The 26,915-nt window shown below is 47.9% G+C and carries 25 protein-coding genes, 1 tRNA gene and 1 rRNA gene; 19 read left to right on the top strand and 8 right to left on the bottom strand.

The features are described 5' to 3' along the window. Positions 1–95, top strand: a 5S ribosomal RNA gene (gene rrf / locus ABY802_RS01015); the annotation flags it as partial. A gap of 262 nt (positions 96–357) precedes the next feature. Here the strand turns inward: rrf and sbcB are convergent. Both sbcB and ABY802_RS01005 read right to left on the bottom strand, forming a co-directional pair. Continuing rightward, positions 358–1,791: an exodeoxyribonuclease I gene (gene sbcB, locus ABY802_RS01010; RefSeq protein WP_372625143.1), complete on the bottom strand. Its 1,434-nt coding sequence runs from the start codon at positions 1,789–1,791 to the stop codon at positions 358–360. 74 nt (positions 1,792–1,865) lie between these two features. Then, complete coding sequence (locus tag ABY802_RS01005; RefSeq protein ID WP_372625141.1) at positions 1,866–2,081, bottom strand: hypothetical protein; 216 nt, start codon at positions 2,079–2,081, stop codon at positions 1,866–1,868. Positions 2,082–2,268: 187 nt separating this feature from the next. Between ABY802_RS01005 and ABY802_RS01000 the strand changes: the two genes are divergently transcribed. The 4 genes from ABY802_RS01000 to ABY802_RS00985 all read left to right on the top strand — a co-directional run bounded on the left by ABY802_RS01000 (position 2,269) and on the right by ABY802_RS00985 (position 8,122). Next, the gene (locus ABY802_RS01000; protein WP_372625139.1) at positions 2,269–3,282 is read left to right on the top strand and encodes an isoaspartyl peptidase/L-asparaginase family protein; all 1,014 of its coding nucleotides are present in this window, start codon (positions 2,269–2,271) and stop codon (positions 3,280–3,282) included. A 63-nt stretch (positions 3,283–3,345) separates the two neighbouring features. Beyond that, on the top strand, positions 3,346–3,765 hold the full coding sequence (locus tag ABY802_RS00995; RefSeq protein WP_372625137.1) for a CBS domain-containing protein: 420 nt from the start codon (positions 3,346–3,348) through the stop codon (positions 3,763–3,765). 62 nt (positions 3,766–3,827) lie between these two features. Then, positions 3,828–7,721, top strand: coding sequence for an ATP-dependent RNA helicase HrpA (gene hrpA / locus ABY802_RS00990; protein ID WP_372625135.1), 3,894 nt, complete (start codon positions 3,828–3,830; stop codon positions 7,719–7,721). A 101-nt stretch (positions 7,722–7,822) separates the two neighbouring features. Continuing rightward, a complete protein-coding gene (locus ABY802_RS00985; RefSeq protein WP_372625133.1) occupies positions 7,823–8,122 on the top strand; it encodes a PilZ domain-containing protein in 300 nt (99 codons plus the stop codon). Between the two features lie 42 nt (positions 8,123–8,164). Here ABY802_RS00985 and ABY802_RS00980 read toward each other — a convergent pair whose 3' ends face one another. Continuing rightward, on the bottom strand, positions 8,165–9,370 hold the full coding sequence (locus ABY802_RS00980) for a class I SAM-dependent rRNA methyltransferase (protein ID WP_372625131.1): 1,206 nt from the start codon (positions 9,368–9,370) through the stop codon (positions 8,165–8,167). 98 nt (positions 9,371–9,468) lie between these two features. Here ABY802_RS00980 and ABY802_RS00975 point away from each other — a divergent pair, with 98 nt between their 5' ends. Together ABY802_RS00975 and ABY802_RS00970 are read left to right on the top strand one after the other, a co-directional pair. Beyond that, the gene (locus tag ABY802_RS00975) at positions 9,469–10,467 is read left to right on the top strand and encodes an NAD(P)H-quinone oxidoreductase (RefSeq protein ID WP_372625129.1); all 999 of its coding nucleotides are present in this window, start codon (positions 9,469–9,471) and stop codon (positions 10,465–10,467) included. Between the two features lie 65 nt (positions 10,468–10,532). Further along, positions 10,533–11,999 (top strand): hypothetical protein, encoded by a 1,467-nt coding sequence (locus ABY802_RS00970; protein ID WP_372625127.1) that lies wholly within the window; start codon positions 10,533–10,535, stop codon positions 11,997–11,999. A 3-nt stretch (positions 12,000–12,002) separates the two neighbouring features. Here the strand turns inward: ABY802_RS00970 and ABY802_RS00965 are convergent, their stop codons facing one another. Together ABY802_RS00965 and metG are read right to left on the bottom strand one after the other, a co-directional pair. After that, on the bottom strand, positions 12,003–13,430 hold the full coding sequence (locus tag ABY802_RS00965; protein WP_372625125.1) for an MFS transporter: 1,428 nt from the start codon (positions 13,428–13,430) through the stop codon (positions 12,003–12,005). A gap of 4 nt (positions 13,431–13,434) precedes the next feature. Further along, the gene (gene metG, locus ABY802_RS00960) at positions 13,435–15,513 is read right to left on the bottom strand and encodes a methionine--tRNA ligase (RefSeq protein ID WP_372625123.1); all 2,079 of its coding nucleotides are present in this window, start codon (positions 15,511–15,513) and stop codon (positions 13,435–13,437) included. A gap of 161 nt (positions 15,514–15,674) precedes the next feature. Here metG and apbC point away from each other — a divergent pair, with 161 nt between their 5' ends. The 4 genes from apbC (at position 15,675) to ABY802_RS00940 (ending at position 18,867) form a co-directional block, all read left to right on the top strand. Next, complete coding sequence (gene apbC, locus ABY802_RS00955; protein ID WP_372625121.1) at positions 15,675–16,607, top strand: iron-sulfur cluster carrier protein ApbC; 933 nt, start codon at positions 15,675–15,677, stop codon at positions 16,605–16,607. Between the two features lie 2 nt (positions 16,608–16,609). Next, positions 16,610–17,200, top strand: coding sequence for a dCTP deaminase (dcd, locus tag ABY802_RS00950; protein WP_372625119.1), 591 nt, complete (start codon positions 16,610–16,612; stop codon positions 17,198–17,200). A 182-nt stretch (positions 17,201–17,382) separates the two neighbouring features. Beyond that, positions 17,383–18,237, top strand: coding sequence for a DMT family transporter (locus ABY802_RS00945; protein WP_372625117.1), 855 nt, complete (start codon positions 17,383–17,385; stop codon positions 18,235–18,237). Between the two features lie 42 nt (positions 18,238–18,279). Further along, positions 18,280–18,867, top strand: a complete 588-nt coding sequence (locus ABY802_RS00940; protein WP_372625115.1) for a glutathione S-transferase family protein — start codon at positions 18,280–18,282, stop codon at positions 18,865–18,867. A 23-nt stretch (positions 18,868–18,890) separates the two neighbouring features. On the opposite strand, the gene ABY802_RS00935 is transcribed toward ABY802_RS00940, so the two are convergent. Next, the gene (locus ABY802_RS00935; protein ID WP_372625113.1) at positions 18,891–19,448 is read right to left on the bottom strand and encodes a YaeQ family protein; all 558 of its coding nucleotides are present in this window, start codon (positions 19,446–19,448) and stop codon (positions 18,891–18,893) included. Between the two features lie 67 nt (positions 19,449–19,515). After that, on the bottom strand, positions 19,516–20,205 hold the full coding sequence (locus ABY802_RS00930) for a superoxide dismutase (protein WP_372625111.1): 690 nt from the start codon (positions 20,203–20,205) through the stop codon (positions 19,516–19,518). Positions 20,206–20,318: 113 nt separating this feature from the next. Between ABY802_RS00930 and ABY802_RS00925 the strand changes: the two genes are divergently transcribed. Then, entirely contained in the window at positions 20,319–20,696 is a 378-nt protein-coding gene (locus ABY802_RS00925) for a hypothetical protein (protein WP_372625109.1), read from the top strand. Positions 20,697–20,792: 96 nt separating this feature from the next. Here ABY802_RS00925 and ABY802_RS00920 read toward each other — a convergent pair. Then, positions 20,793–20,869, bottom strand: a tRNA-Pro gene (locus ABY802_RS00920). A 153-nt stretch (positions 20,870–21,022) separates the two neighbouring features. Between ABY802_RS00920 and ABY802_RS00915 the strand changes: the two genes are divergently transcribed. The 7 genes from ABY802_RS00915 to ABY802_RS00885 all read left to right on the top strand — a co-directional run bounded on the left by ABY802_RS00915 (position 21,023) and on the right by ABY802_RS00885 (position 26,914). Next, positions 21,023–21,988, top strand: coding sequence for a DUF4382 domain-containing protein (locus ABY802_RS00915; RefSeq protein ID WP_372625107.1), 966 nt, complete (start codon positions 21,023–21,025; stop codon positions 21,986–21,988). A 159-nt stretch (positions 21,989–22,147) separates the two neighbouring features. Continuing rightward, positions 22,148–23,020, top strand: a complete 873-nt coding sequence (locus ABY802_RS00910; protein WP_372625105.1) for an EamA family transporter — start codon at positions 22,148–22,150, stop codon at positions 23,018–23,020. A 130-nt stretch (positions 23,021–23,150) separates the two neighbouring features. Beyond that, positions 23,151–24,254 carry a 1-acyl-sn-glycerol-3-phosphate acyltransferase gene (locus ABY802_RS00905; RefSeq protein ID WP_372625103.1) on the top strand — a complete coding sequence of 368 codons (1,104 nt, stop codon included), beginning with the start codon at positions 23,151–23,153 and terminating at the stop codon, positions 24,252–24,254. Then, positions 24,254–25,105, top strand: a complete 852-nt coding sequence (locus ABY802_RS00900) for an EamA family transporter (RefSeq protein WP_372625101.1) — start codon at positions 24,254–24,256, stop codon at positions 25,103–25,105. The genes ABY802_RS00905 and ABY802_RS00900 overlap by 1 nt, the downstream gene beginning before the upstream one ends. Beyond that, positions 25,106–25,351: a DUF2960 domain-containing protein gene (locus tag ABY802_RS00895; protein WP_290613969.1), complete on the top strand. Its 246-nt coding sequence runs from the start codon at positions 25,106–25,108 to the stop codon at positions 25,349–25,351. An 82-nt stretch (positions 25,352–25,433) separates the two neighbouring features. Continuing rightward, a complete protein-coding gene (locus ABY802_RS00890; protein ID WP_372625099.1) occupies positions 25,434–26,561 on the top strand; it encodes a M14-type cytosolic carboxypeptidase in 1,128 nt (375 codons plus the stop codon). 29 nt (positions 26,562–26,590) lie between these two features. Then, positions 26,591–26,914, top strand: a complete 324-nt coding sequence (locus ABY802_RS00885; protein WP_372625097.1) for a zinc ribbon domain-containing protein — start codon at positions 26,591–26,593, stop codon at positions 26,912–26,914. The last annotated feature ends 1 nt before the right edge of the window (position 26,915 follow it).

The raw sequence follows: 26,915 nt of genomic DNA, 5'->3' as shown, positions 1-26,915 counted from the left end.
GGAACCACCTGATCCCATTCCGAACTCAGAAGTGAAACGCAGCTGCGACGATGGTAGTGTGGCATTCGCCATGCGAGAGTAGTACACCGCCAGGCTCCCAATTAAGCTAAAGAGCCCACTCAATCGAGTGGGCTTTTTTGCTTTATCCGCTGCGCGGGTGCACTACACTCCCACGCCAGCCACAGCCCCTGCGGGGAGTGGCATTGCTCGCCCCATCCTTGGGGCTCGTCGCTTCGCGACCTGCCTGCGGCAGTCCAAAACTGCTCCCGGCAGTTTTGTCGCCATGCTATATCGATATCGAGAAGCGCTGTTTTATTTGCTGAAATCTACGGTGTCATTCTTTGATGTAAGCTTGTGTTACAAGCTTTGCACATACAAATACAAGGCTTTTAAGATCTTCATTTTTTGCTCATCACTGGCATGCTCATGCGCCAGGTTTTCAAGCTCCAGGCTGAACGCTTCCATGGTCAGGTTGGGATTGTCTACGCCATGCATCAGTTTATCCGTGCGATAGCGTTGCCACTTTTGCTGTTCAGTATCATTCAGGCTTTGTGGATAATTCCGTGCCCGGTACAAAAACAGTAAATTGTTTAAGCGATCATCAGAAAAAAGCGGGGCATTTATGCCTAGTTGCTCAGGGGGTAAGCTATGCAGCTGCTGCATTTTTTGTTTGTCTGCATCGCTGATAAAGCCGCTGTAAAGCTGATAGTCTGGATTGGTTTCACTGGGATAGTCAGAGGGTTGTTGGTATAGCTCTAGCACTTTTTGTTGCAACTGCCGATGTTGTTTAAACCATTCAAGATGCTCAAGGCATTGTGCGCGGTTGATACCCAGTTCAGTCGCACGCTCGACACTGAGCGTTTTAGCATTAGCCAGCACCGGGCATTTGTTTAAATGAATTAATTTTAAGCCAAGTCGCTGTTCTCCTTCGGCCAAATCAATACTACGGGTATAAAGTTTGGTGGTGAGCGTTGCCAGATCTTCATCCAGTAACGGTTTAGGATCAGCTTGCAGATTGTAGCAAATGACGGCATTTTTGTTGGTAGGGTGAAAGGCCAGTGGCACTATCCAGCTAACACAGCCTGAGCTTGCAGAAAACTTAGACGACACATGCACCAGTGGAGTTAATCCTGCCACATCTATCAGCTCGCTTACCTTATTTTTTTTACGTAGCTCGAATAAATAATTAAACAGTTTAGGCTGTTTTTCTTTAATTAACTTTGCGATAGCGATAGTGGCATACACATCTGACAACGCATCGTGTGCCTGGCTATGTACCAGATCATTGGCTTTGGTTAAATGCTCTAACTTAAAGCTTGGGCTGCCATCGTCACGCAGCGGCCAGTTAATGCCCTCTGGTCGCAATGCATAACAGGCGCGAACCACATCGATTAGATCCCAACGGCTGTTTCCATGCTGCCATTCCCGGCCGTAGGGCTCATAAAAGTTACGGTATAAACTGTAGCGTGTTACCTCGTCATCGAAGCGCAAACTGTTATAACCCAGAACGCAGGTATTCGCTTCACTGAGACGTTCCACTATTTTCTGCATAAAATCGGTTTCGCTCAGGCCTTTTTTATTACAAAGTTGTGGGGTAAGTCCGGTGATTAACGCCGCTTGCGGATGGGGTAAATAATCATTTGCCAGTTGGCAGTACCATACGTCAGGCTCACTGATAATATTTAATTCTAAATCAGTGCGAATACCTGCAAATTGTGCGGGACGATCGCGTTTTGGATCTGCACCCCAGGTTTCATAGTCATGAAAATAGTAAGACATCGGTTTCGACATATTTTAGTTCTTTAAGAAGTGAAGTTGCGGCGTGTATCAATACCAAGATAATACACTAATGTATGGCGGCTGTGTTATTTGTCGGGATCCATCAAACTCTCTAATGCAGAGCCTGGGTCCTCTTCTCCGCAGACAGAATTGTCTTCAGGCGCTGCTGCCTCTGCATCCTGGTGCGAAAGGGGCTTGGTTGGCTTTTCACTCTCTGGTTTAAAATCAGTATTATGAGTATCGCGCTGTTTATCATTGCGCTCATCAATTTGCCTATTATTCTGATTGGTATCGTTGGACATATGCTCAGTTTAATAAAGAAATTACTTGGTAAAGTATAGGCATCTGTAGTGATAACGCAACGTTTGAATGAGCGGCAGCTATTGCCTGTTAAGACATTTAAGTTGTGGTTAAATAAGGCTTCAGCCTATTGTGAGTGGCTAATAAATCACGTAAAAAGAACATCATAACTAAATATTAGGAGCAAACATGAAATCATTTATGCTGGTTTTGACACTATTATTTTCAACTACGGCAATCGCGGCAACACCACCCATTGGTATCGTTATTCACGGCGGTGCCGGCACGATTGAGCGCAGCCAGATGAGCAGCGAACAGCAACAACGCTACGAAGCCACTCTGGCTGAAGCCTTAAACAAAGGCTATGAGTTGCTTGCTGCAGGAGGCAGTAGCCTGGATGCTGTAACGCTTGCTGTTACCGTGCTGGAGAATTCACCCTTATTTAACGCAGGAAAAGGCGCGGTGTATACCTGGGATGAAACCCATGAGCTGGACGCCGCCATCATGACAGGTCACGATCGGAATGCCGGTGCGGTTGCCAGTGTTACCACAGTAAAAAATCCAATTTTACTCGCCCGCGCGGTGATGGAGAAATCTGATCATGTCATGTTAACGGGCAAGGGCGCCGAACAATTTGCACTCTCTCAAAAGTTAGAGCAAGTAGATAACCGCTATTTTAATACCGAGTTTCGTTATGAAGCATTGAAGCGGGCCAAGCAGGCCCAGCAACCCTTGCCACATCAGGCAGCAATTGTGACTGATCCTAACTGGAAAATGGGTACAGTTGGCGCGGTTGCTATTGATGAGAAAGGTAATCTGGCAGCTGCGACATCCACCGGTGGCATGACCGCGAAACGTTGGGGCCGGGTGGGCGATGTTCCTGTACTTGGTGCGGGTAACTTTGCCGACAATACCAGCTGTGCCGTCTCAGGCACCGGCCATGGTGAGTATTTTATTCGCTACAATGTGGCGTCAGATATATGTGCCAGGGTTAAATATCAGGATAAGAATGCGGCGCTGGCCGCTAAAGAAGTTATTGCAGAGTTACTGCAAGCAGGCGGTACCGGCGGTGTTATTGTTGTGGATGCACAGGGCGAGCTTAGCTGGGCGTTTAACACGCCTGGAATGTATCGTGCTAAGCGAAATGAGGCTGGCACAGTGATCGAGATATTCGCCGATGATAGTGAAAAACCGGGCAATTAAATCATTATTGGCTAGACTATTTAACAGGTGCAGCATTAAGTTGGATGGATTATAGGGGAACGTATGGACTTACTGAAAGTAGCTGACTATATGCATCGTCATCCGGTAACGTTTACGGTTGATATGCCGGTTGAAATGGCAGTGGCTTTGCTGATTAAAGGCCACCAGACCGGTGGACCCGTGGTTGATACTAACAACAAAATTGTCGGTTTTGTTTCTGAACAGGATTGCCTGGCCAGAATGTTAATGTCTACTTATCATGATCAGCAATCAGCCCGGGTCAGCGATGTAATGAACGCCGAAGTATTAACCGTTAAGCCTTATGATGGCATTATCGATTTAGCCCAGATGATGCTTAAAACCAAGCCCAAGCTCTATCCGGTAGTGGATGATAATGGGGGATTACTGGGTATCATTACCCGGTCAGACGTGTTAGCAGCAATTGACAAAGAATTACATTCTCACTACCGACGTGTTGTATAACGCTAGACCTTGACCCCGCTAGCTTGGTAGCATGACGCCCTCTGATTTCTGAGGGTGTTATTTTGTCTGTTGAGCCCGTAGTAACTGTATCATCTTTATATTCCCAACTTAACGATTGCCTGTTGCAGGATCAATTCAGGCTGCGTCGTCGCCTGGCAAACAGTAAAAAAATAAGTGGGAAGGCCGAACTGCAATCGGTGTTGCAAAAAATAGCAGCGGATATTCAGCGCTCACTCGTCCAGCGACAACAGCGTCAGGCTGCTATTCCAGCTATTAGTTATCCGCCAGAGTTGCCTGTTGCTGCCAGTAAAGAGGATATTAAAGCTGCCATTGCCGCTAACCAGGTGGTGATTATTGCGGGTGAAACCGGTTCGGGCAAAACCACCCAAATACCTAAAATATGCCTTGAGCTTGGCCGCGGCATTGCGGGCACTATTGGCCATACCCAACCACGGCGATTGGCGGCGCGTAGCGTCGCTGATCGAATAGCGCAGGAACTTAATTGTACGGCAGGCCAGCAAGTTGGCTATAAAATTCGTTTTGGTGATCACACTACAAATCAAACCCTGGTAAAACTGATGACAGATGGGGTATTGCTGGCGGAAATGCAGCAGGATCGCTATTTAAATCAGTACGATACTATCATTATTGATGAAGCCCACGAACGCAGCCTCAATATCGACTTTTTACTGGGTTATTTAAAGCAGTTATTACCAAAGCGGCCGGACCTAAAGCTGATTATTACCTCAGCTACGATTGACCCGCAACGTTTTTCAAAACACTTTTTTGATGCGCCGATTATTGAAGTGTCGGGCCGTACTTATCCGGTGGAAACCCGCTACCGTCCGTACACTGAGCAAGAAGATAAAGACGCCGACCAGTTGCAGGGCATTTTTGATGCGGTAGAGGAGTTGTACCGGGAGCCAGCTGGCGACATCCTGATTTTTTTAAACGGTGAGCGGGAAATTCGGGATACTGCCGATGCGCTGGAGAAGCTAAAGCTACCTCACACTGAAGTATTACCATTATATGCCAGATTAAGTGCTGCAGAACAAAACAGGATATTTCAGGGCCATACCGGAAGACGGATTGTGTTGGCAACGAACGTTGCTGAAACCTCACTGACGGTACCGGGGATTCGCTACGTTATTGATCCTGGTACGGCCCGATTATCCCGCTACAGTTACCGCTCAAAAGTGCAGCAACTGCCGATAGAAGCCATTAGTCAGGCAAGTGCTAACCAGCGCAAGGGGCGATGTGGCCGGGTAGCAGCAGGTATTTGTATCCGGTTGTACAGTGAAGAAGATTTTAACGGCCGGCCGGAGTTTACGGATCCAGAGATCCTGCGCACCAATTTAGCCTCTGTTATTATGCAAATGCTGGCCCTTGGGTTGGGCGATATTGATGCGTTCCCGTTTTTACAACGCCCTGATAGTCGCTTTGTTAACGATGGTATCAAATTGCTGGAAGAGCTGGGGGCAATCGAGCCTCAGCGTGGCAAGCAAAAATTATGCTTAACGGCTCTGGACAAGCAACTTGCCCGGCTACCAATCGATCCACGGCTAGCCAGGATGGTAGTAGCGGCAAGCAGCACTGCTGCGCTGCAGGAAGTGCTGGTGGTCGTCGCGGCGCTGTCTATTCAGGACGCGCGTGAACGGCCGCTGGACAAGCAACAGAAAGCCGATGAATGTCATAGCCGCTTTGCCGATCCCGACTCCGATTTTAGCAGTTGGTTGAAACTTTGGGCATATTTGCAGCAACAACAGGATGAGCTGAGCAATAACCAATTCAGGCGGTTATGCCGCCAGGAATTTTTAAATTATCTTCGCGTCAGGGAATGGCAGGATTTAGTCGGCCAGTTAAGCCAATTGGCAAAAGAGCAGGGGCTTACCCTCAATAGCAATCCACCAGGCTATCAGCAACTACATAGTGCATTGCTTACCGGTTTACTGGGACAGGTAGGATTTAAGGATACTGAGGCCGATTATCTTGGACCACGGCAAACGCGCTTTTATGCGTTTCCGGGCAGTCACCTGTTTAAACGCAAACCCAAATGGGTAATGGCGGCAGAATGGGTGGAAACCAGTAAACTTTACGCCCGCAGTCTGGCAAAAATTGAACCCGAGTGGATAGAGCCACTGGCAGCTCATTTAGTCAGCCGTAGTTACAGCGAGCCGCATTGGGAGAAAAAACGTGGTGCGGTGGTAGCATTTGAGCAAGTATCGCTCTATGGCCTGGTTATCGTGCCAAAACGGGCTGTGCTTTACAGTAAAATAGATGAAGCGGTGTCTCATAGCATTTTTATCCGGGAGGCACTGGTTAATCAGGAGTTAGGCACTAACGACGCGTTTTTGACCTTTAACCAGCGATTAATTGACGATGTGACGGCGCTGGAGGAAAAATCGCGTCGACGGGATATTCTGGTTGATGAAGATACCCTGGCCACCTTTTATGCAGAGAAAATTCCGCAGTGGGCAAATAACCGCATCGATTTTGCAAAGTGGTGGAAAAAGCAACGCGCTGCTGATCCCGGTTATTTAAACTTTGATCCCGACAGTCTGCTTAATCGTGATACCAGCGATATTACCGCCGATAAGTTCCCGGAGAGCTGGCATCAGGGTAACGTCACCTTGCCACTAAATTATCATTTTGCGCCGGGCGAACCTGATGATGGTATTAGTGTCATTATACCGCTGGCTTTACTCAATCAGATAGAAGACAGTGGTTTTGACTGGCTTATTCCAGCACTGCGCCATGAACTGCTGGTGGCGCTAATCAAGTCGCTGCCAAAACAATATCGACGAAACTTTGTGCCGGCTCCGAACTATGCCGATGCCTTAATGCAGCTGATCGCTCCCGAGCAGGGCAAACTTATTGAAGTGGTCAGTCAGCGTTTAAAGCGAATGTCGGGCGTGACGATCCCGGACGATGCCTGGGATTTAACGGCTATACCTGTGCATTTAATCATGAACTTTAAAGTAGTGGATGAAGCCGGTAAAACGTTGCAACAAGGCCGGTCTCTGACCGTGTTAAAGCAAGGTTTGCAAGGCGAAGTGCAACAAAGTCTTAGCCAGGTAGCCGAGCAGGGCATTGAGCAAGAGAACCTGACGCAGTGGAACTTTGGAACTCTGCCACAGGAGTATGTAAAATTACAGGCGGGATACGAAATTAAAGCGTTTCCAGCCCTGGTTGACGAGCGGGATTCCGTTTCAATCAAGCTGTTAGATAACCCGCAACAGGCAAAGCAAGTCACGTTACAGGGGCTGCGGCGTTTACTGCTGCTAAACGTACCGTCACCGGTCAAGTACTTGCAAGAGTCGTTACCCAACAAAGCAAAATTAGGTTTGTATTTTAATCCGTTTGGCCGGGTGTTGGAGCTGATTGACGACTGCATTGCTGCCGGTGTGGATGCATTGATTGCAACAGATGCTTTGCCGACGACTGATCAGCAATTTACTGTGTTGCGCGACAAAGTCAGAGCCGAACTGGGTGATACCGTCGTGGCGATAGCATTGCAGGTCGAACAAATTTTAACGTTGGGCCACGATATCCAGAAGCGCTTAAAAGGTAAAGTGGATTTGGCGCATATTCAATCACAGGGTGATATTAAGCAGCAACTGAATGAATTAGTCTTTAAAGGCTTTGTCAGCAGCCACGGTGCGGCTCGGTTGGCTGATATTCTGCGCTATTTACAAGCCATGTTAAAACGGTTGGAAAAATTGCCGGTTGATCCTCAGCGAGACCGGTTATTGATGCACGAGTATCAAAAAGCAGTGGATGCGTATAACAACTTGTTGGGAAAATACGCTGGTGCTGCCATAGCACCCGCGCCACTGCAGGACATTTACTGGATGTTGCAGGAACTAAAGGTATCACTGCATGCTCAGCAATTAGGCACGCCCTATCCCGTATCGGTAAAGCGTATACTGCATGCTGTAGCAGAGCTAAAAAATTAGCCGGTGGTAGTTTTTCTCTGATGTCGCTGGTATCAGAGGGTACTTTACACACCGCTAGGAAAGTTCTATAACTAGGGTTGTTGTATTGACAGGGGAAAGTTATGTTAACAAAAGGCGATGGACGTCATTATTTCAGAATGATGGTGAATGCAGATGTGCAATTACTGCTTAATGATCCTGAAGCAGGCCGGACTATAGATGGGGTTTGTCGTGACCTGAGTGCATCTGGTATGTCAGTTGATATTGACGAACCGTTGGAAATGGGAACGATGATTAAAGTGCGCCTGGAATCTAATAATGCCAGTATCCCGCCGCTCGATGCCACGGCGAAAGTGGTAAGGTGCGCGCAGGAAAGCGAAGACGGCTATCAGATTGGCCTGGCGTTTATGGAATTAAACTAACCCGCTTTCTCAGCAGGTTAGTTTTGGCAAAATTGCTTTTTTCTAAGCAATTTTGCACACCAGCCCTTTCAGATAATGCCCCTCGGGAAAGGTGCTGAGTACTGGATGATCGCTATCTTGCTGTAAGCGTTCTAAAAACTGACACTGCCGTTTGGCATCTAAAGCGGCATCGGCGACAATTTTCTGAAACAGACTATCTTCCATTAAACCTGAACAGGAAAAGGTAAAAAGTAATCCGCCTGGCTTCACCAGTTGCATTGCTACCATATTGATATCTTTATAGCCGCGGCATGCTCCTGCCATTTGCGACTTGTTGTCGGCAAATTTTGGCGGATCCAGGATCACCATATCAAACTGCCGGCCTTGCTCCCGATATTGTCTAAGTAACTTAAATACGTCGGCTTTGCTTTGCTCCAGCAAGCTAAGATCCAGCTGATTTAAACTGGCATTGCGCTCGGCAGTCGCTAACGCCAGCTCTGACAAATCAACATTAGTAACGTTAGTGGCGCCGCCTTGCAATGCCGCAACCGCAAAAGTGCCGGTGTAGCTAAAGCAGTTTAAAACGGTTTTACCATTGGCATAGCGTTTTACTGCCTGACGACTGGCCCGCTGATCCAGATAAAAACCGGTTTTGTGACCATTAATGACGTCGACCAGCAACGCCATACCATGCTCCTGAATAATGACCTCACCGCTATCCCGGGGCAGATGAAGCCAGCCTATGACTGGCTCAAGCCCTTCTTTTTTCCGGACATCGACATCAGAGCGTTCATAAATACTGTGCTCAGGAAACCGTTTAATCAGGGCTGCCAGCAGAGGTTTACGACTGGCCTCTGCACCGGCCGATAATAACTGACAGACCAATACATCGGCGTATTTATCGATAGTAATGCCGGGCAAACCATCAGATTCGCCAGCAATAAGTCTGACGGCATTGGTGGTGCTTTGGTTAAACAGTTGTTGCCGTAACTGCCAGGCATCGTCCAAACGATTCGTGAAAAAAGCTTCATCAATTGGCTGGTTCTGCACAAAGCTCCATACTCTGGCGCGGATCTGAGAGCGGGGAGAGTATGCAGCAGTTGCCAGCCAATCTCCTTTACTGCTTAGCACATCGACAATATCACCGCTGTTTGGGGTACTGATAACCTGACTGATGGCATTAGAAAAAATCCAGGGATGTTGCCGTTTTAACGCTTTTTCCCGACCGGGGGCCAGAATAATGGCCGGACTCGCAGTTTGCTTGCTCATTCGTTTGGTTACACTGTGCTAGACTAAAAACCGCATTTTAGAGAAGCTGACAGCAAAGCTAAAGTAAAAACTGTCAGTGGCTGACAATTAGAGGTGTTATGGCAGACGTTCCTTCGCTGATGCAGGTTATTGCAGTGCAGCAACCAGGTAAAAGCAGCACACTTGTGATGGAGCAACAACCTGTACCCAAACCTGCTGCTGGCCAGTTATTAATCCAAGTAAAAGCAGCCGGGGTTAATCGTGCCGACTTAATGCAGCGCCAGGGGCATTACCCAGCGCCACCGGGTGAGAGCGACATTCTTGGGCTCGAAGTTGCCGGTATAGTGGTGCAGGTTGGTAGCCAAGCCGATGAAAAGTGGTTAGGATCAGAAGTGTTTGGTATTGTCGCCGGCGGCGGTTATGCTCAGTATGCGCTATTGCAAACCAGTCATGCGATCAACAAGCCGGCAACATGGAGCTGGGAACAAGCCGGCGCTGCCGCTGAAACGTTTTTAACCGCATATCAGTTACTATTTATGCTGGGTAATGTGCAGCCGGGTTATAAAGTATTACTGCACGCGGGCGCCAGCGGTGTGGGTTCCAGCGCCATTCAGCTAGCCACATTAGCAGGGGCGACTGTGGCGGTAACGGTTGGTCAGCCAGAAAAAGCAGCTGCTTGTTTACAACTCGGTGCTGATATCGCCGTAAACTATCGACAACGTCGTTTTGCTGATGAGCTGGCAGCACGTTGGCCAGCAGGAGCTGATATTATTCTTGATCCTGTCGCTGGTGCTTATATTGAAGATAACGTTAAAGTTTTAGCAGTAGATGGCGTTATTATTGTTTACGCCCTGATGGGGGGACGGATGATTGAGCATTTTGATATGGCACCACTGTTTAAAAAACGCGGCCAGCTGATTTGCAGCACTCTTAGAAATAGAAGCAATGAATATAAAGCAACACTAACAGCACGCTTTAGTAACGACTTTAAGGCGCATATGCAAGATGGCCGATTGTCACCATTGGTTTATGAAAGCCATCGCTGGGAAAAGACACAAGATGCTCACAACGTTATGATTAGTAACATTAATATTGGCAAGTTGGTGTTGACATTTTAAAGTCTTAAATGGGGCGACAATGTAAAGTGTTGCTTAGGGTAAGCAAATAAGGATAAAGACGAACAATGCCAATTGGAACTGTAGGTAAATCCAATTTTACAAAAGCTGTCAAAGCCCTGTTAAACCGAATTTACGACGACACATCTGTAGCCGATTCATTATTTGAGCAGGCGAAGCTATGGTTTAGAGGCGCTGCTGAGCGTGAGCAGCGCCAGGCAGAGCTTGAGCAGCAGGTATTTTTGTTTAAGAACCGGCAAGCCCAGGCTAATAAAGGCGATCAAGCGCTGATCGAGCGAAACCTGCAACAGGCGCAAAACGAACACGAATTATTCAATAATCAGCTACAACAAGACAAGCTAAACCGTTATGAATCGTTGCGGCGTTTATGTCTGGATATTCTGGCGCTGTCTGAAAGCGACTCTTTTGACGAAACTAATATTCAGACGGCTAAGATGCTCGGAACCATTCAGCTTATGTCACCGACCGACGGCAAACATGTCGCGCCGACCAATCAGAAAAGTAAACATCTTTATAAAGCATTGCTTAGTATCCGCTTGCTGGATCGGTTGTTACTCGATAATCATATTAACCATCCTTTTATCGTGCAGCGGTATCAGGCTGCGAAGCAGACCGCTGCTGAGGATGAATATCAACCGTTTCGTGACGATGTGCAGGTACCTTTGGTTATGGCGGCTCTGCTGCAGGATATTGGTAGTTGCCATCCCGACGCACAACTTATCCTTAAAGGCGTTGCAGGCGATTTGGATGAATTCAGGGTGCTGGAAAATGATGAGCGGACCGAGCTTTTAAAAATCAGTTATCGGGAAAGCTTAAATTTTGTAGTGCAGGCGATTGGTATTGGCGCTTATCAGGGGAACTCTAAGGAGCAACGTGACCGGTATTTGCAAATTGAGCGTGAAAAGCAGGCGTTGCTGATTTTTCTGCTTAAAAATGCCATCAAACCTGAGCAGGGTGTCGGTAACTTATTAAAAATACCGCAAATCTATACTTCGGTGGTGTTGTCGACTAAAGCAAATTATAGCTACGAGTCATTACCGAAAGTCGGTTTAGTGTTGGAAAAAGGGGTGGAGAAGGGCGTTTACAGCCCGGTAGCGGTATCTGGCCTGCTTCAAATCACCGGAGTGTTTCCGCAGGGTTTTGGCATAACCTATATTCCAAAAGATTCCGATCGCCAGGATTTAGATCGTTACGAATATGCTATTGTTACCGGTTTATATCCAGAGGACCCTAAAACCCCAATCTGCCGCATGGTAACCCGTAATCTGACTTATAATGTGTCTGCTCAGGGCTGTGTGGTCAGTGTGGAGAATAACTTATATTATCCACTGGCCCGGAAAAAGCTGGAGCGGATCAGTGAGGAACGGTTATTGGAGATTTTAAGTAAATTGGTCTCTAATTTTGAAGAGCGCAAAAGCATGGCATTGCTACCAAAGTGCTGGCACCCAGAAGAATATTTCTCTTACTCCAAAAATCAAAACTTGTGGAATAAAGCACTGATAAATCAAAATTAATCGTTAATCTGGTTTGGTGGGCGCCGTGCTTTTTTCTGCTAATGAATTATCTTTGGCGTCTACAGGGTCGTTATCTGCATTTTCTGTGTTTTCTGTATTTTCAGTAGTAGCCACTGGTTCTGAAGTGGGCTCTGGTTCTTTTTCTGCAGGGAGGATCGCGTCATCCCGCATTTGTTGTTGTACTAAATCCTGGCCGACCCGCGGATCAAGTGCCGCGGCCAATGGTGATGACACTAAATCACCTGATGCAACCTGATAATCGGACGATGTTTGTTGAGACAACATCCGTTTGGCCATTTTCTGATTGTAGTTAACCCGCTGCAGCCGTATAAACAGGATAAGGCAGGCCAGTGACATATAGCCATACAACATGCTGTTACCCAATAACTGCATTAAGCCTGAGGCAATCAATGGGCCTATGGTGGCGCCGATGCCAAAGGTTAACAGTATGGTTGCGGACAAGGCCACTCTCTCGTTGGCGTCAATATGTTGATTAGCCAGCGCCGTAGCCAGCGGATAAAGGGTAAATGCCAGAATGCCAAAGCAGAAGGTCATGCCAATTAACAGTGGGCCTTTTATCGGCAAAGCAGCCATGGCAAGCACGATTAGTCCCAGTAGCGCACTATTTATCCGTAATAACCGGCTGCGCGGTATTTTATCGGACAGCTTACCCATGGGCCACTGGGCCAGTAATCCGGCGAAAATGGTGGCTGACATAAATACCGCTATTTCTTTAGTCGACAAGCCGGAACCTGCGGCAAATGCTGGTGCCAAGCCGTAGAATGAGCCCGAGATCCCGCCAGCCATCAGGATGGTAGTCAGTGATTGCGGTACCTGGCGCCAGAACGGCAGTATTTTCAATGGTGCCGGATGTAAAGGCGCCGGATGGATCCGTTTTGTTAATGCTATTGGTACAATGCACAGCGCGTAACAAATGCCAACGAGCAGCAACGGTTGTAAGCCGAGTTCAGGAAAAAACGATAATACGGTCTGGCCACCGACCATCCCAACATAGGAGACAATCATATAACTGGCGAATACGGTACCCCGTTGGTTCGTTTCAGCCTGTTCGTTAAGCCAGCTTTCCAGCACCATGTATTGGCACATCATGCCGGTACCTACCATCAGGCGTAATACCAACCATACCTGCAGATCATCGGTCAACGCGTGCCCTAACGCTGACGCAGTAACCATACCAGCACTGGCCACAAAGGTTCTGATATGGCCAACCCGGCCAATCAGTTTATGGCCCAGTTTCGAGCCCACTACCAATCCCAGATAATAGGCCGACATCATGCCGCCAATCCACAGTTGCTCAACACCATCGGTAGCCAGTGATAACCCCAGATAAGTGGTTAACAGGCCGGCTCCTAACACCATGATTAGCGTGGTGGCGAACAGTGATGAGAAACTGCGAAAAGAACTTTGCATAGGTTTATTTTACTCGCATACCCGGCATGGCGCCGTCATCGGGGCTTAGGATAAACAGATCACCGCCACCGGGCCCTGCCGCCAGTACCATACCCTCTGACAAGCCAAAGCGCATTTTACGTGGTGCCAGATTGGCAACCATTACGGTGCTGCGGCCAACTAAATCTTCAGGCGTGTAAGCGGCCTTAATGCCGGCAAATACCTGACGGGTTTCACCCTCGCCAATATCGAGCTGCAATTGCACCAGTTTATCTGCACCTTCAACTGCATTGGCGCTGATGATTTTGGCAATCCGCAAGTCAATTTTAGCGAAGTCATCAATGCTGATGGTCTCACTGATGGGTTCACGAGCGGGACGTTGTAGGGTTTTCGCTTCGCTACCGCTCGTTGCGGGGGCTGCCTTGTCCGGTGTAGCTTGTGGCTGATTTAGCGCTACAGGTTGCAGGTTTTCAGTTGATTCAGCCACCATCGCCGCTACTTTTAACGGGTCAACCCGCTGCATTAACGCTTTAAACGGGTTAATGCTGTGGTTAAGCAGTGGGGTTTGATAGTTTTGCCAACTGAGTTCCGTATTTAAAAATGCTTCTACCTCTTTCGCCATTACCGGCAATATTGGCTTTAAATAATGCATTAATATCCGGAATAAATTCAGGCCCATTGAGCAAGCATCATGCGCTTCCTGTTGGCGGGCTTCGTCTTTTACCAGAACCCAAGGCGCCTTGTTATCAATATACTGGTTAGCCTTATCTGCCAGCGCCATAATGTCACGGATGGCTCTGGCAAACTCCCGCTTTTCAAAACTATCCGCAATGCTATCGCCGGCATTCACAAACTCTTGCAATAAGTCGGGTTCGGCAATGCTTGTTGCCAGCTTTCCGTCAAAGCGCTTACTGATAAAACCGGCACAACGACTGGCAATATTTACCACTTTACCAACTAAATCGGCATTTACTTTCTGGGTGAAATCGTCCAGATTTAAATCCAGATCGGTAATGCCTGATGTTAGCTTAGAGGCAAAGTAATAGCGCAAATACTCCGGGTTTAAGTTATCAAGATAAGTACGTGCCTTAATAAAGGTACCGCGTGACTTAGACATTTTGGCGCCATTTACGGTAACAAAACCATGAGCAAAAACCGCATTTGGCTTTCTGAAACCAGCGCCTTCGAGCATGGCAGGCCAGAATAAGCTGTGAAAATAAATAATATCTTTACCGATAAAATGGTAAACCTCTGCGCTTGAGTCTTGCCGCCAGAAGCTATCAAAATCGATGTTGTTGTTATCGCAATAATGTTTAAAGCTGGCTAAATAGCCGATGGGTGCATCCAGCCAGACATAGAAGAACTTACCGGGGGCTCCGGGGATCTCAAAGCCAAAGTACGGAGCATCACGGCTGATATCCCACATTTGCAGGCCATCGGTAAACCACTCTTGTAATTTATTCGCCATTTCTTCCTGCAATGCACCACTGCGGGTCCAGTCTTGCAGCATCTGGCTAAACGCCGGCAAATCAAAAAAGTAATGTTCAGAATCTTTTAATACCGGCGTAGCACCCGAGACGACAGAGCGGGGGTTTTTAACGTCGGTGGGGCTGTATGTGGCGCCACATACATCACAACTGTCGCCATTTTGATCGAGTGCGCCGCATTTAGGGCAATCGCCTTTAACAAAGCGATCTGGTAAAAACATATTTTTTTGTGGGTCGTAAAGCTGACTTATGGTTTTACGTTTTATATGGCCCGCGTCATCCAGACGCTGGTAAATCAGGCTGGCAAACTGCCGGTTCTCTTCGCTGTGGGTAGAATAATAATTGTCAAAACCAATGGCGAAACCGGCGAAATCGGCCTCATGCTCAATTTTGGTTTGGGCAATCATTTGCTCCGGTGAGATCCCCTGTTGCTGTGCTTTGAGCATAATAGGGGTGCCGTGGGCATCGTCGGCGCAAACATAGTAGCATTCGTGGCCTCGGGCTTTTTGAAAGCGTGACCAGATATCGGTTTGAATATATTCAAGCAAGTGGCCTAAATGGATCGGGCCGTTAGCATAAGGTAAAGCACTGGTGATTAAAATTTTCCGTTGCGACATCGGGTGGGCTCTTTGCATAAATAACTGAAAAAATATTGCTGAATGATACAATAGCCAGCATAAAATCGCATCCGCCAAAGGCGGTATGCTGCAAAATTGTCGCAGTTAACTGCGAATTAGTTTTGTTTGCAGCACAGTTTGTAGCTTAGTTTGGAGCAACAATGTTCAATTGGTTAAAAAAATCGGCAATAACAGCTCAGCCACCAGCTCCGGGCGAAAAAAAACGTGATACCAACCAGACCGATGACACAGTGGCGCTGGAAACTCTGCTGGAGGGCCTGCGGTCAACGCAACCAGTCATGGCCAATATTCAGCATGTTGTTTTGGTTGCATCAGGTAAGGGCGGAGTAGGTAAGTCGACTACGGCGGTTAATCTGGCTAGCACGTTGGCAACCATGGGCCTGAGAACCGGCTTACTGGATGCGGATATTTACGGGCCTTCTATTCCGTTAATGCTCGGCCTGGCGGGTGCTAGAGCCGACTCACCAGACAATAAACTACTTAATCCAAAGCACGCTTTTGGCATTAATTTGCAATCTATTGGTTTTCTGGTTGATCCGGACCAGGCGTCAGTCTGGCGCGGGCCAATGGCCAGTCAGGCGCTGTTGCAATTGATTAATGAAACCTTATGGCCACAGCTGGATATTCTGATTGTTGATATGCCACCGGGTACCGGTGATATTCAGCTTACCCTGGCCCAAAAACTGAAAGTCAGTGGTGCCGTGATTGTAACTACCCCGCAGGATGTGGCATTAACGGACGCGGGAAAAGCAATTGCCATGTTTAAACAGGTTAACATTCCGGTACTGGGCCTGATAGAAAATATGAGCTATTACCTCTGTCCGCATTGCGGCGAAACGGATGATATATTTGGCACTGCGGGCGGCTTGCGGTTGGCTGAACGTTACCACGTTCCGGTACTGGGCCAGTTGCCGCTGGAGCGACAAATTCGCGAACATGCTGATCAGGGTGAACCGGCTGTATTAAAGCTGCAGCCAATTGCCGAGATTTACCGTACAATCAGCAGCAAAATGTTAACTAATATCACCGGCGCCACCGCGCAACAGGTAGAAATTGTAATAACGGATGACTAAGCATGAGATTGAGTGACCGCGATATAGAGCGTTACCTGGCTGAAGGTAAAATAGGCATAACCCCGGCGCCGGATGCCGATATGATAAGCGGCGTTAGCGTTGATATTCGCCTGGGGAATAAATTCAGAGTTTTTCAGGCCCATGCTGCACCTTATATTGACCTAAGCGGCCCGCGGGCGCAGGTAGATGCTGCACTTAATTCAGTAATGAGCGATGAAATTTATATAGCAGATGATCAGGTTTTTATTCTGCACCCCAGCGAGTTAGCGCTAGGTGTCACCCAGGAGTCAGTGCGCTTACCGTCAGATATTGTCGGCTGGCTGGATGGCCGCTCGTCATTGGCTCGCTTGGGTTTAATGGTGCATGTTACCGCGCATCGGATTGATCCGGGCTGGTCGGGCAATATCGTGCTGGAATTTTATAACAGCGGTAAACTGCCATTGGCGCTGCGTCCGCATATGAAAATTGGCGCGCTTAACTTTGAGTTAATGACTACCCCGGCTGATAGGCCCTATAACACCCGGGCAGATGCAAAATACCGGCAGCAAACCGGCGCTGATGCCAGCCGGATTGGCCATGATGACAAAGGCTAAGTAAAGCCAGCTTACTAAAATTAAAAAACCCACGACAATGCGTGGGTCAAAAGCATAAAGCTATAAAGCAAAAATGAAGCAGGATTATTATGCAATAAAGTTGCATAGCTTGGCAATATCCTGCTGTTAAATAATTGCTGATTTTTATAGATTTAGTCAGTATTTTTGCAGGGAGCTGTACTGTGGCGTTTGCCAGTATTATCCGTTTATTAAGTCTGGCCGCCATATGGGGCGCATCCTTTCTGTTTATGCGCCTGGCCGTGCCTGAGCTTGGGCCTGCCTGGTTAATGTTTGGCCGGGTATTGCTGGCATCGCTGTTTCTGGCGGTGGTGGCAATAGGCTATCGACGGAGTCTGCCTATTCGTCAGTATGCTGGCCACTTTTTGCTGCTCAGCTTTTTTAATACCGCCTTACCTTTTTTATTGTTTGCCTATGCCGCGCAAACACTAACCGCATCATTACTGGCCGTGCTAAATGCCACCGCGCCGTTGTGGGGGGCGATAATCGGCTGGTTGTTTTTCAGACAGGTTATGACCTATAAAGTGCTGGCAGGCTTATTATTGGGGATTAGTGGTGTGGCTATTCTGGTTGGTTTCGATCCAATAGTGGCAGATAGCGCTGCACTACCTGCTATCGCAGCGGCTGCCGGTGCCGCCTGTTGTTATGGTATTGCCACCTGGTATACCCGGCAGGCCAGGCCGGTACCGGCCTTTATTAATGCACATGGTAGTATGTGGGGCGCTACCTTATGGTTGTTACCGGTATTGTGGTTTATCCCGCTGGCTGAAACTCAGCCAGCAACGCACACAATACTCTCGGTAGTGGCATTAGGTGTGCTTTGCACCGGTGTGGCTTATTTACTCTACTTCAGGCTGGTGCAGGATATTGGTGCGACACCCACCCTGACCGTCACTTTTTTGATCCCGGTGTTTGGTGTAATGTGGGGCCACTTTTTTTTTAAACGAAACCATAGGCTGGCACACCCTGGTCGGGGCCGGTATTGTTATCATCGGCACTATGCTGGTTACCGGTTTTAATTTAAATGCGGTGCGAACTGCGGCGGCGTTAAAGGAATCACAATGAAATTATACGGTTCACAAACTTCACCTTATGTACGGCGGATCCGTTTGTTTCTGGCAGACACCTCCTGCGAGTTTGTCAGGCTTAATATTCTGGACGGTTCCGATCGTGAAAAGCTGGCAGCCATGAATCCAACGTTACGGGTTCCTATGCTGGAAGAGGATGGCAATGTTATTTTTGATTCTGGGGTGATCTTTCGTTACCTGGCGGCGAAGACCAAAGCCACGACCAAAGGCGGACCGCTAAGCTGGTATCAGGAAAATCAGCTGACGGTGATCAATGCCGTAAATGACTCGCTAGTCATGCTTTACCAATGTAGTCGCAGCGGGTTTGATACAAACGATGATAAATTATTTTTTAACCTGCAGCGTGAACGTATTGCAACGTCTATGTATGTGTTGGAGCAACAAGCCGCTAATGCTGAGTTCGCGAACTGGAACTATCCGGCAATAGCACTGTACAGCCTGCTTGACTGGATTTTATTTCGAGAGCTGCTGGAGCTGGATGAGTATCCGGCGCTACTGGCGTTCATTGACCAGCAGCAACAGCAGCCGATGGTAATTGAATCTGATCCAAGATTAACATAACGCCAGCTTTTGTCAGTGATCCGCTAGGCCGGTTGTGGCCCGTGTTTCAGCACTACCGGCTCAATCAGCACACTCTGAGTGACATCAGATAACCAAATCTGGCCTTCACTGATATTGCATTGCAGTTGCATATTGCGGCTTACCAGAGCCGCCATTTCCTTTACTGCAGCTTCAGGAATGTCGATAACCCGCAGGTTTTGATAGCGTTGCAGGGCAGGTTCAATATTTTTCCACCACACCGGCACACTGCGACCACCATAGCAAAATAATTGTACCTGGCGGGCCCGGCCACAAGCTTTACGTAACCATTTTTCATCACTCTGGCCAAACTCGATCCACAAATTCACATTGCCGGTTAAGTCGCAGTCCCACAACTCGGCCTGATCTTCTTCAGCACTTAGCCCTTTGGTAAACGTCAGGCTGTCAGAGGCGTTAAGCATAAATGCCAATAAACGTACCATCATCCGCTCATCATTTTCCGATGGATGCTGTGCCAGGGTTAAGCTGTGGTCCTGATAATAATTACGGTCCATATCTGCGATTTGCAGCTGAACTTTAAAAACCGTCGCTTTAAGTGCCATAAAGGTATTCCAGCCATAAAAAAGCCGCAGTGTAACGCAGCACCGCGGCTATCGCATTAAAAACAGTTTAGTTGCTGGCAGTATTAAACAACGTGTTTACTTTATTCCAGTTAACAAGCTTCCACCAGGCGGTGGCATAGTCACCACGCTTGTTTTGATATTGCAGATAATACGCATGCTCCCACACATCAAGTGCCAATATCGGGGTGCCTTGTACATCAACTACATCCATCAGCGGGTTATCCTGGTTTGCTGTTGACGTTACGACAAGCTTTTTGTTTTCATCGACAATAAGCCAGGCCCAACCAGAGCCGAAGCGGGTTGCCGCTGCCTGGTTAAACGTTTCTTGCAGCGAAACTAACGATCCGAAATCACGATTAATTGCGGCCTGCAGTTCAGCCGAAGGTTGACCGCCCTGGCCCGGTGGGGCCATAACCTGCCAGAACAGTTGATGGTTATAGTGGCCACCGCCATTATTGCGTACTGCGCTGTTATAGCGTGACATCCGCGCCATAATGGCTTCCAGTGGCAGCTCTGCTAATTCGGGGAAGTTTTTAACCTGACCATTCAGGTTATTGACGTAAGCCTGATGGTGCTTACCATGATGTATTTGCATGGTGTCTTTATCTATTACTGGCGCCAGTGCATCGGCCGCGTAAGGCAGGGGCGGCAGGGTAAAGGTATCTGCTGCAACTGTAGTGACACAGCCTAAGGAAACTATTGTAGCAAGCAAAAGGGATGTGGCGGTTTTAAGCATGGTGGAGCACTCCTGTTAAACAAAAAAATTGGTCGGTTTCAGATATGACACACTGGATGTTTACGTTCTATCGTTTATTATTGGTTCAATTAAAGGAATTTAAAGGTGTGTTAATGAAACTCATCATTCCTATCATTAGCCTGCTTTGGGTTTTATCGTGCTCGGCCCAGGACAACCCGCCGCAACAGGCACAGCAATCTGAAAGCCCGTCAGCAACACCAATAAAGACAACGGATGCTCAGGTAAAACGCGATTTGCAGAGTGAAATAACCAAATTGAAGGGGCAAAAGGCCAGGTTGCAGAGTCTGCGTGATATCGAGATTACAAATTTGCGTCGCTCTAAGCTGCAAGCTAACAATAATCTGGCTGGCGCCGTGTGGGAAGATAGCGTGTCAAAAAAGATAGCAGCAATAAAAGCAAAATACGATACCGACATCCGCGCGGTAGATAGCGAGATTGACAGATTATCGAAACAATTAAGACGTCTTTAGGAGCTTAAATAACAGAAGATTGAAAAGATACCCGCATTAACCTTTTCATTAAAAAAGCCGCTAAGCAAAACTTAGCGGCTTTTTTAATGAAATATTTGGTCGGTACGAGAGGATTCGAACCTCCGACCCCTTCACCCCCAGCGAAGTGCGCTACCAAGCTGCGCTACGTACCGACGTAGGGCGTATCATAATGATTCCCCGCCAGAAAGCAATGCTCGATGCGCTAACTGCAGCAATTTTCGCCAGTTGGCGGCTCACAACCTAAATTAACCAGAGGTTCAGCCAGAGTGTTGTTAACTAAGGCCACTAACATAGAGGATAATATAATGAAAAAAGCATTTGTAGCAGGTGCAGTTGTTGCTGCCATTTCAACATTAACCGCATGTGGGGGGGGGGCAGAGGATCAGCCACAGGTGGTCCAATTTAGCTTGGGCGTCAGTGATGCGCCGGTAAACGGTGCCCGGGCAGTCATGGTCTGTTTTAATGAAGTTGAGCTAACCGGCAATGGGGTAGGTAACCAAAGTTTCATTATTGGTAATGACAGTGTTGCAGCCGAAGCGAACGACAAATGTCGCGACAGTCAGGGAACTATTATCCCAAACACCCGCGGTATAGATTTATTACTGCTCGATGGTGCTAAATCGGAGGCACTGGTTAGCGGTGCTGAGTTTACCGCCGGTAACTACGGCCAGTTACGCCTGGAAATAGCTGAAGGTAGTTATGTTGAATTAGAAGATGGTAGTCGCTTGCCACTTCGCGTGCCTTCAAATGAGTTAAAACTAGGTGGTTTAACGTTATCTGCCGGCGGCACTTTTAGTTATACCTTAGAATTTGACCTGCGTAAGGCCATGGTAAATCCGGTTGGTCAGGCCGGTTATCTGTTGAAGCCTACCGGACTGCGGTTGGTTGACAACAGTGAAATTGGTCATGTCATCGGTCAGGTTGCAGAAGGTATTCTGATCAACAACAACTGTACGGTAGCGCCTGTCGATGAAAAGATGGCAGTGGCGACAGTATACCTTTATCAGGGAGCTGACAGACCATTAGACGAGTTGTCAGATAACGGTGGGGATAAAACCTATACGCCTTATGCCAGTACTAATGTCTATTTCGACGGTGTCAGTGAATATAATTACAGTATTGGTTATATTGATGCCGATACCTACACTGCAGCCTTAAGCTGTGATGTAACTGACGATCCTGAAGCTGCTGATGAGATAGTCTTTTTACAAGCTGAAAATGCGATTGTTCCCGCCAGTGCCACACCAGTTGAGCTGAACTTTGTTGATTAAGTGACATTACGTTAAAGGTATTAGATAGCAAAAGGGTTATATGCCAGTGTTTTACGCGGTTGTATAACCTTTTTTAAATAGCTGCTATTCCGGTTGCAACCTTTCATTCACCCCTCTTTATTGTTAGCATAGACGTCTTTACGCCTCTGGGCTTGTGCCATGCTGTGGATCCCCTTTACCTTGCTGGCTGCGTTTATGCAGGCTTGGCGCAATGCATTTCAAAAACAGTTAAGCAAAGAAGTCAACGTGGCGGGGGTAACTCTGGCGCGCTTTATCTGGGCCTCGCCGTTGGCTGCGTTGTATTTATGGGCACTTTACCAGTGGCAACCGGCGCCACTACCACAGGTTAGTGGCAGCTTCACGGGTTTTATTATTGGTGCGGCGCTGGCACAGATTCTGGCAACGGCATTAATGGTTAAGCTTTTTATGCTACGCAACTACGCTATTGGTGCGGGCCTGGCAAAAAGTGAGGCAGTGCTGGCAGCAGTGCTTGGCGTGCTATTTTTCAGTGAAACACTCACGCCACTGGCTTGGCTGGGCGTGGCGCTGGGTGGCGGTGCAGTGTTTTTATTAAGTGGTGCCAGCTTACGTCAGTTGTCCTTACCGGTTATGTTACTTGGCCTTGGCAGCGGCCTGGCGTTTGCGTTGACGTCGCTTTGGGTACGACAGGCCAGTTTGGTGCTGGGGTTGCCATTTCCTCACGGAGCGGCCTGGGTATTACTGCTGGTTATTGTATTGCAAACGTTTTTGCTCGTGCTGTGGTTAAGTATGAAAGACCGGCCAACCCTTTTAGCGTTATGGCGGCGGCCTAAGTTAACCGTGCTGGTCAGTGTATGCAGCTGTGTTGGCTCTGTTGGCTGGTTTACCGCCATGAGCCTTGAGTCGGTGGCCCTGGTGAAAACCCTTGGTCAGGTTGAAATATTATTTATGTTACTCATTTCAACGTTTGTGTTGAGAGAAACGCTGGTGCGAAATGATCATCTGGGCTTAGCCCTGGTAGTATTAGCCGCAATGTGTGTGATGTGGGCCTGAACATACCAATGCATAGCATTGTTGTTGGCGGCTGTGGCTGTTTTCACAGAATTAAATGCGTTCTATGCTGGTGAAATTTTGCTAACTCAGTAAAATAGGCCGCTGTTTTAACTAACCGAACTGAGTACTAGTGGAGCAGGATCCTTTTGCCGACATCCGGCCATATCATGATAACGAGGTTGCACCGGCTATTGCGCTCTTAATTGCCGACCGTGAGTTTATTCAGGCTATTTTACATTATCGTTTTCCGCGGTTGTCCGGGCCTTTTGGTTGGTTGCTGTCGCCACTAGTGCAGCTGTGGTTAAAGCGGCGTTGGTCCAGATTGAAGTCAGTTAGGGCAGTGCAGTTACAGGTCGCCGGCTTTATGGACCGAATGATTGCCAGTACTACCGATAAAGTGACTTATTCCGGTCTTGAAAATCTAGATCCAAAACAGCCATATTTATTTTTATCAAACCACCGTGACATCGCCATGGATCCGGCGCTGGTAAACTGGTGTTTGCACCAGCAGGGCTTTGCCACGGTGCGGATCGCCATTGGCGACAACTTATTGCGTAAAGCCTGTGCCACCGAATTAATGAAGTTAAATAAAAGCTTTATTGTGAAACGTGGGGCCAAGGGGCCGCGCGAAATGCTGAAAAACCTGACCCAGCTCTCTGCCTATATTAAACACTCGCTGGACCAGCAGCATTCTGTCTGGATTGCCCAGCGTGAAGGACGGGCCAAAGACGGTAATGATCAAACTGACCCAACCATCTTAAAAATGTTTTACATGCAGGGAAAAAAACAGGGCCTGAGTTTCAGTGAATATCTGCAAAGCTTGAATATCGTGCCGGTATGCATCTCTTATGAGTACGATCCTTGCGACACGGACAAAATAAATGAGTTGTGGCAGAAAAAAACGCAAGGTAACTATCAGAAAACGGAATTTGAAGATATTGATGCCATTATCAAAGGCATAGTGGGTTACAAAGGCAAAGTGCATGTCGCGTTTGCCAAGCCCGTGCACGCTTTGCCGGATGATCCTGATGCTGCTGCCGCCGAGATCGACCAGCAGATTTGGCAACATTATCGCTGTTACCCGATCAATGCCCTGGCCGCTGGCAGTGCTAAGCCTGAGGCCACCGAGCAAGCCATTGAGCAATGGCAGCAACGGTTGCAAAGTGTGGCACCAGGAGCGCAGGAATTGATGACCAAATTGTATGCTACCCCTGTGATTAAACAGCAGCAATAATGGGTTATTTACTCAGTGTCACCGTACTGTGGGCTTTTTCGTTCAGTCTGATTGGCGTGTATCTGGCCGGACAGGTTGACCCGTACTTTGCCGTGGTAACCCGGATAGGGCTGGCGCTGCTGTTATTCAGTCCGCTGCTGCTTCGCTATCGTTTTGCTGCCCGGCTGGTATGGCCGGTGATGGCGTTTGGTGCGGTGCAACTGGGTGTGATGTATCTGTTTTACTATCAGTCTTTTTTGCTGTTAAGCGTGGCAGAGGTATTGGTTTTTACGATTTTTACTCCGTTGTACATTACCTTGTTGCACGACGTACTGGCCAAACGCTTTAACCCACAATTTTTTGTAGCAGCGCTTATTGCTGTTTTGGCAGCGGCGTTGATGCGCTACCAATCGGTAAGTACGGATTACTGGACCGGCTTTGCTGTGGTGCAGGGCGCTAATATCTGTTTTGCATTAGGCCAGGTGGGTTATAAAAGGTTGATGGCCCGCCACCCGGCTATTAAACAGCATCAGTTATTTGGCTGGTTTTATGCCGGCGCTGCATTGGTCGCGCTACCCGCGTGGCTGCTGCTCGGCAGTGCTCAGTATCCGACGACCACGTTGCACTGGGCCGTGTTACTGTGGCTTGGACTGGCCGCCTCTGGTCTTGGCTACTATGGCTGGAATAAAGGGGCGACCCAGGTAACGAGCGGTATGCTGGCGGTGATGAACAATGCGCTTATCCCGGCTGGGCTCCTGGTAAATGTTATCATCTGGCAGCGCGACACAGATTTAGTGCGCTTAAGCATCGGCTGCGCTATGATCGGTTTTTCAATCTGGTTGTGCCGCAGGCCGGCCGGGCAGGGAGGTTAAGTGGCAAGACAAGTACAATATACCTTTAAAGGTACCAGCAAGGTTATCGCTTTTAGTTATGATCGTTTCGTTGATTTATACGAGGCGGTGGCGGCTGCGGAGGGTATCGATTTAAGCAGCTTTCTTGCTATGGAACAACAGGTAGCAAAAACAGCGAAAGATAAGGCCGCAATAAAGAATTTCCGGCAGCAAGCCTTTACCAAAATGGGTTTTAGCAACATCATTTTTCTGCGGGATGAGCCCTGAGAATAATGTTCAGCCCTCATTGGCTATGTTAGGCTTTACCGCTTTAGAAATCACGAATGGAAAGTAAAACAGGAATTGAAATATGAAAATTACCAGTAATTTTGACAGTGGTAACATTGAGATAATTAAAGCCGATGACCCGGCTGATATTCAATTGGCTATTCGTAAAGACAATAATTCCGACTTTTACCAGTGGTTTCATTTTCGGTTAAATAGTCCGCATTCCCAACTGCACAAAATAACCCTAACCAATGCAGCGGGTTCGGCTTATCCAGATGGCTGGCAAGATTATCAAGCGGTTGCCTCGTACGATCGCCAAACCTGGTTCCGGGTAGAAACGGAATATGATGGTAAAGCGTTAATAATTAATCATTACCCTGAGGCAGAATCGGTTTACTTTGCCTACTTTGCCCCGTACAGCTACGAGCGGCATCAAGATTTATTGCATCAGGCGCAGAACGACTACAACTGTCAGCTGGTTGATTTGGGCGAAACGCTTGATGGCCGTGATATGAGTTTACTGGTAGTCGGCGAGCCGGATGACACCAAAAAGAAAATCTGGATCACTGCGCGCCAGCACCCGGGCGAAACCATGGCAGAATGGTTTATCGAAGGCCTGCTCGACCGCTTACTGGATGAGGATGATGGTGTGGCGCGCAGTTTGTTGGCCAAAGCGGTTTTCTATATTGTGCCGAACATGAACCCGGATGGCAGTGTTCGCGGTAATCTGCGCACCAATGCCGCTGGCGCCAACCTGAATCGGGAGTGGCAAAACCCGACCCTGGATCATAGCCCGGAAGTTTATCTGGTCCGCCAAAAAATGCTGGAAACCGGCCTGGATATGTTTCTCGACATTCATGGCGATGAAAATTTACCCTACAACTTTGTCGCCGGTGCCGAAGGAGTTCCTTCGTACAATGACCACATGCAGCAGTTGGAGCATGACTTCAAAGCTGCATTATTGACAGTAACTCCGGAATTTCAGGTCAAGTATGGTTATGACAAAGATGCGCCGGGTCAGGCCAATTTAACCGTTGCCACCTCTTGGGTGGCGGAACAGTTTAAATGTCTAGCATACACCGTAGAAATGCCATTTAAAGATAATGCCAATTTACCGGATGAGGCGTTTGGCTGGTCTGACATTCGCTCTATGAAGCTGGGTCAGGATTGTTTAAGCGCTATTTTACAGGTAGTGGACAAACTTCGTTAAGATAACAGCGATAAGGTTAGTAAAGTATTATGGCCATTATTTCCTGCCCGTACTGCGGGCAACGTATTTCTGACAAAGCCGCCACTTGTAATAAATGTGGTGGCGATCTTAGCAGTAACACGCCGGAGAAACTGGCAGCTATCGAGCGGGATAGAAAAAATCGGAAAATGCAATCCCTGATGAACCAGTCCATGCTGGCGATGGTATTGTTTTTAGCCGGTTTTGGCATTTTGTATTGGTGGCAGCCCGTTAACCATAACTATAACCAGTATGTATCTAACGCGGCAATCGGCCTCGGATTCTGCTGGTACGTCGTCTCCCGGGCCCGCATTATTCTATTGAAGCGAAAGTAAC

It is taken from the genome of Arsukibacterium sp., from assembly GCF_041616895.1.
Classification (GTDB): domain Bacteria; phylum Pseudomonadota; class Gammaproteobacteria; order Enterobacterales; family Alteromonadaceae; genus Alishewanella.
The sequence above is the reverse complement of the archived record's forward strand: the minus strand, read 5'-3'. Positions and strand labels throughout refer to the sequence as shown.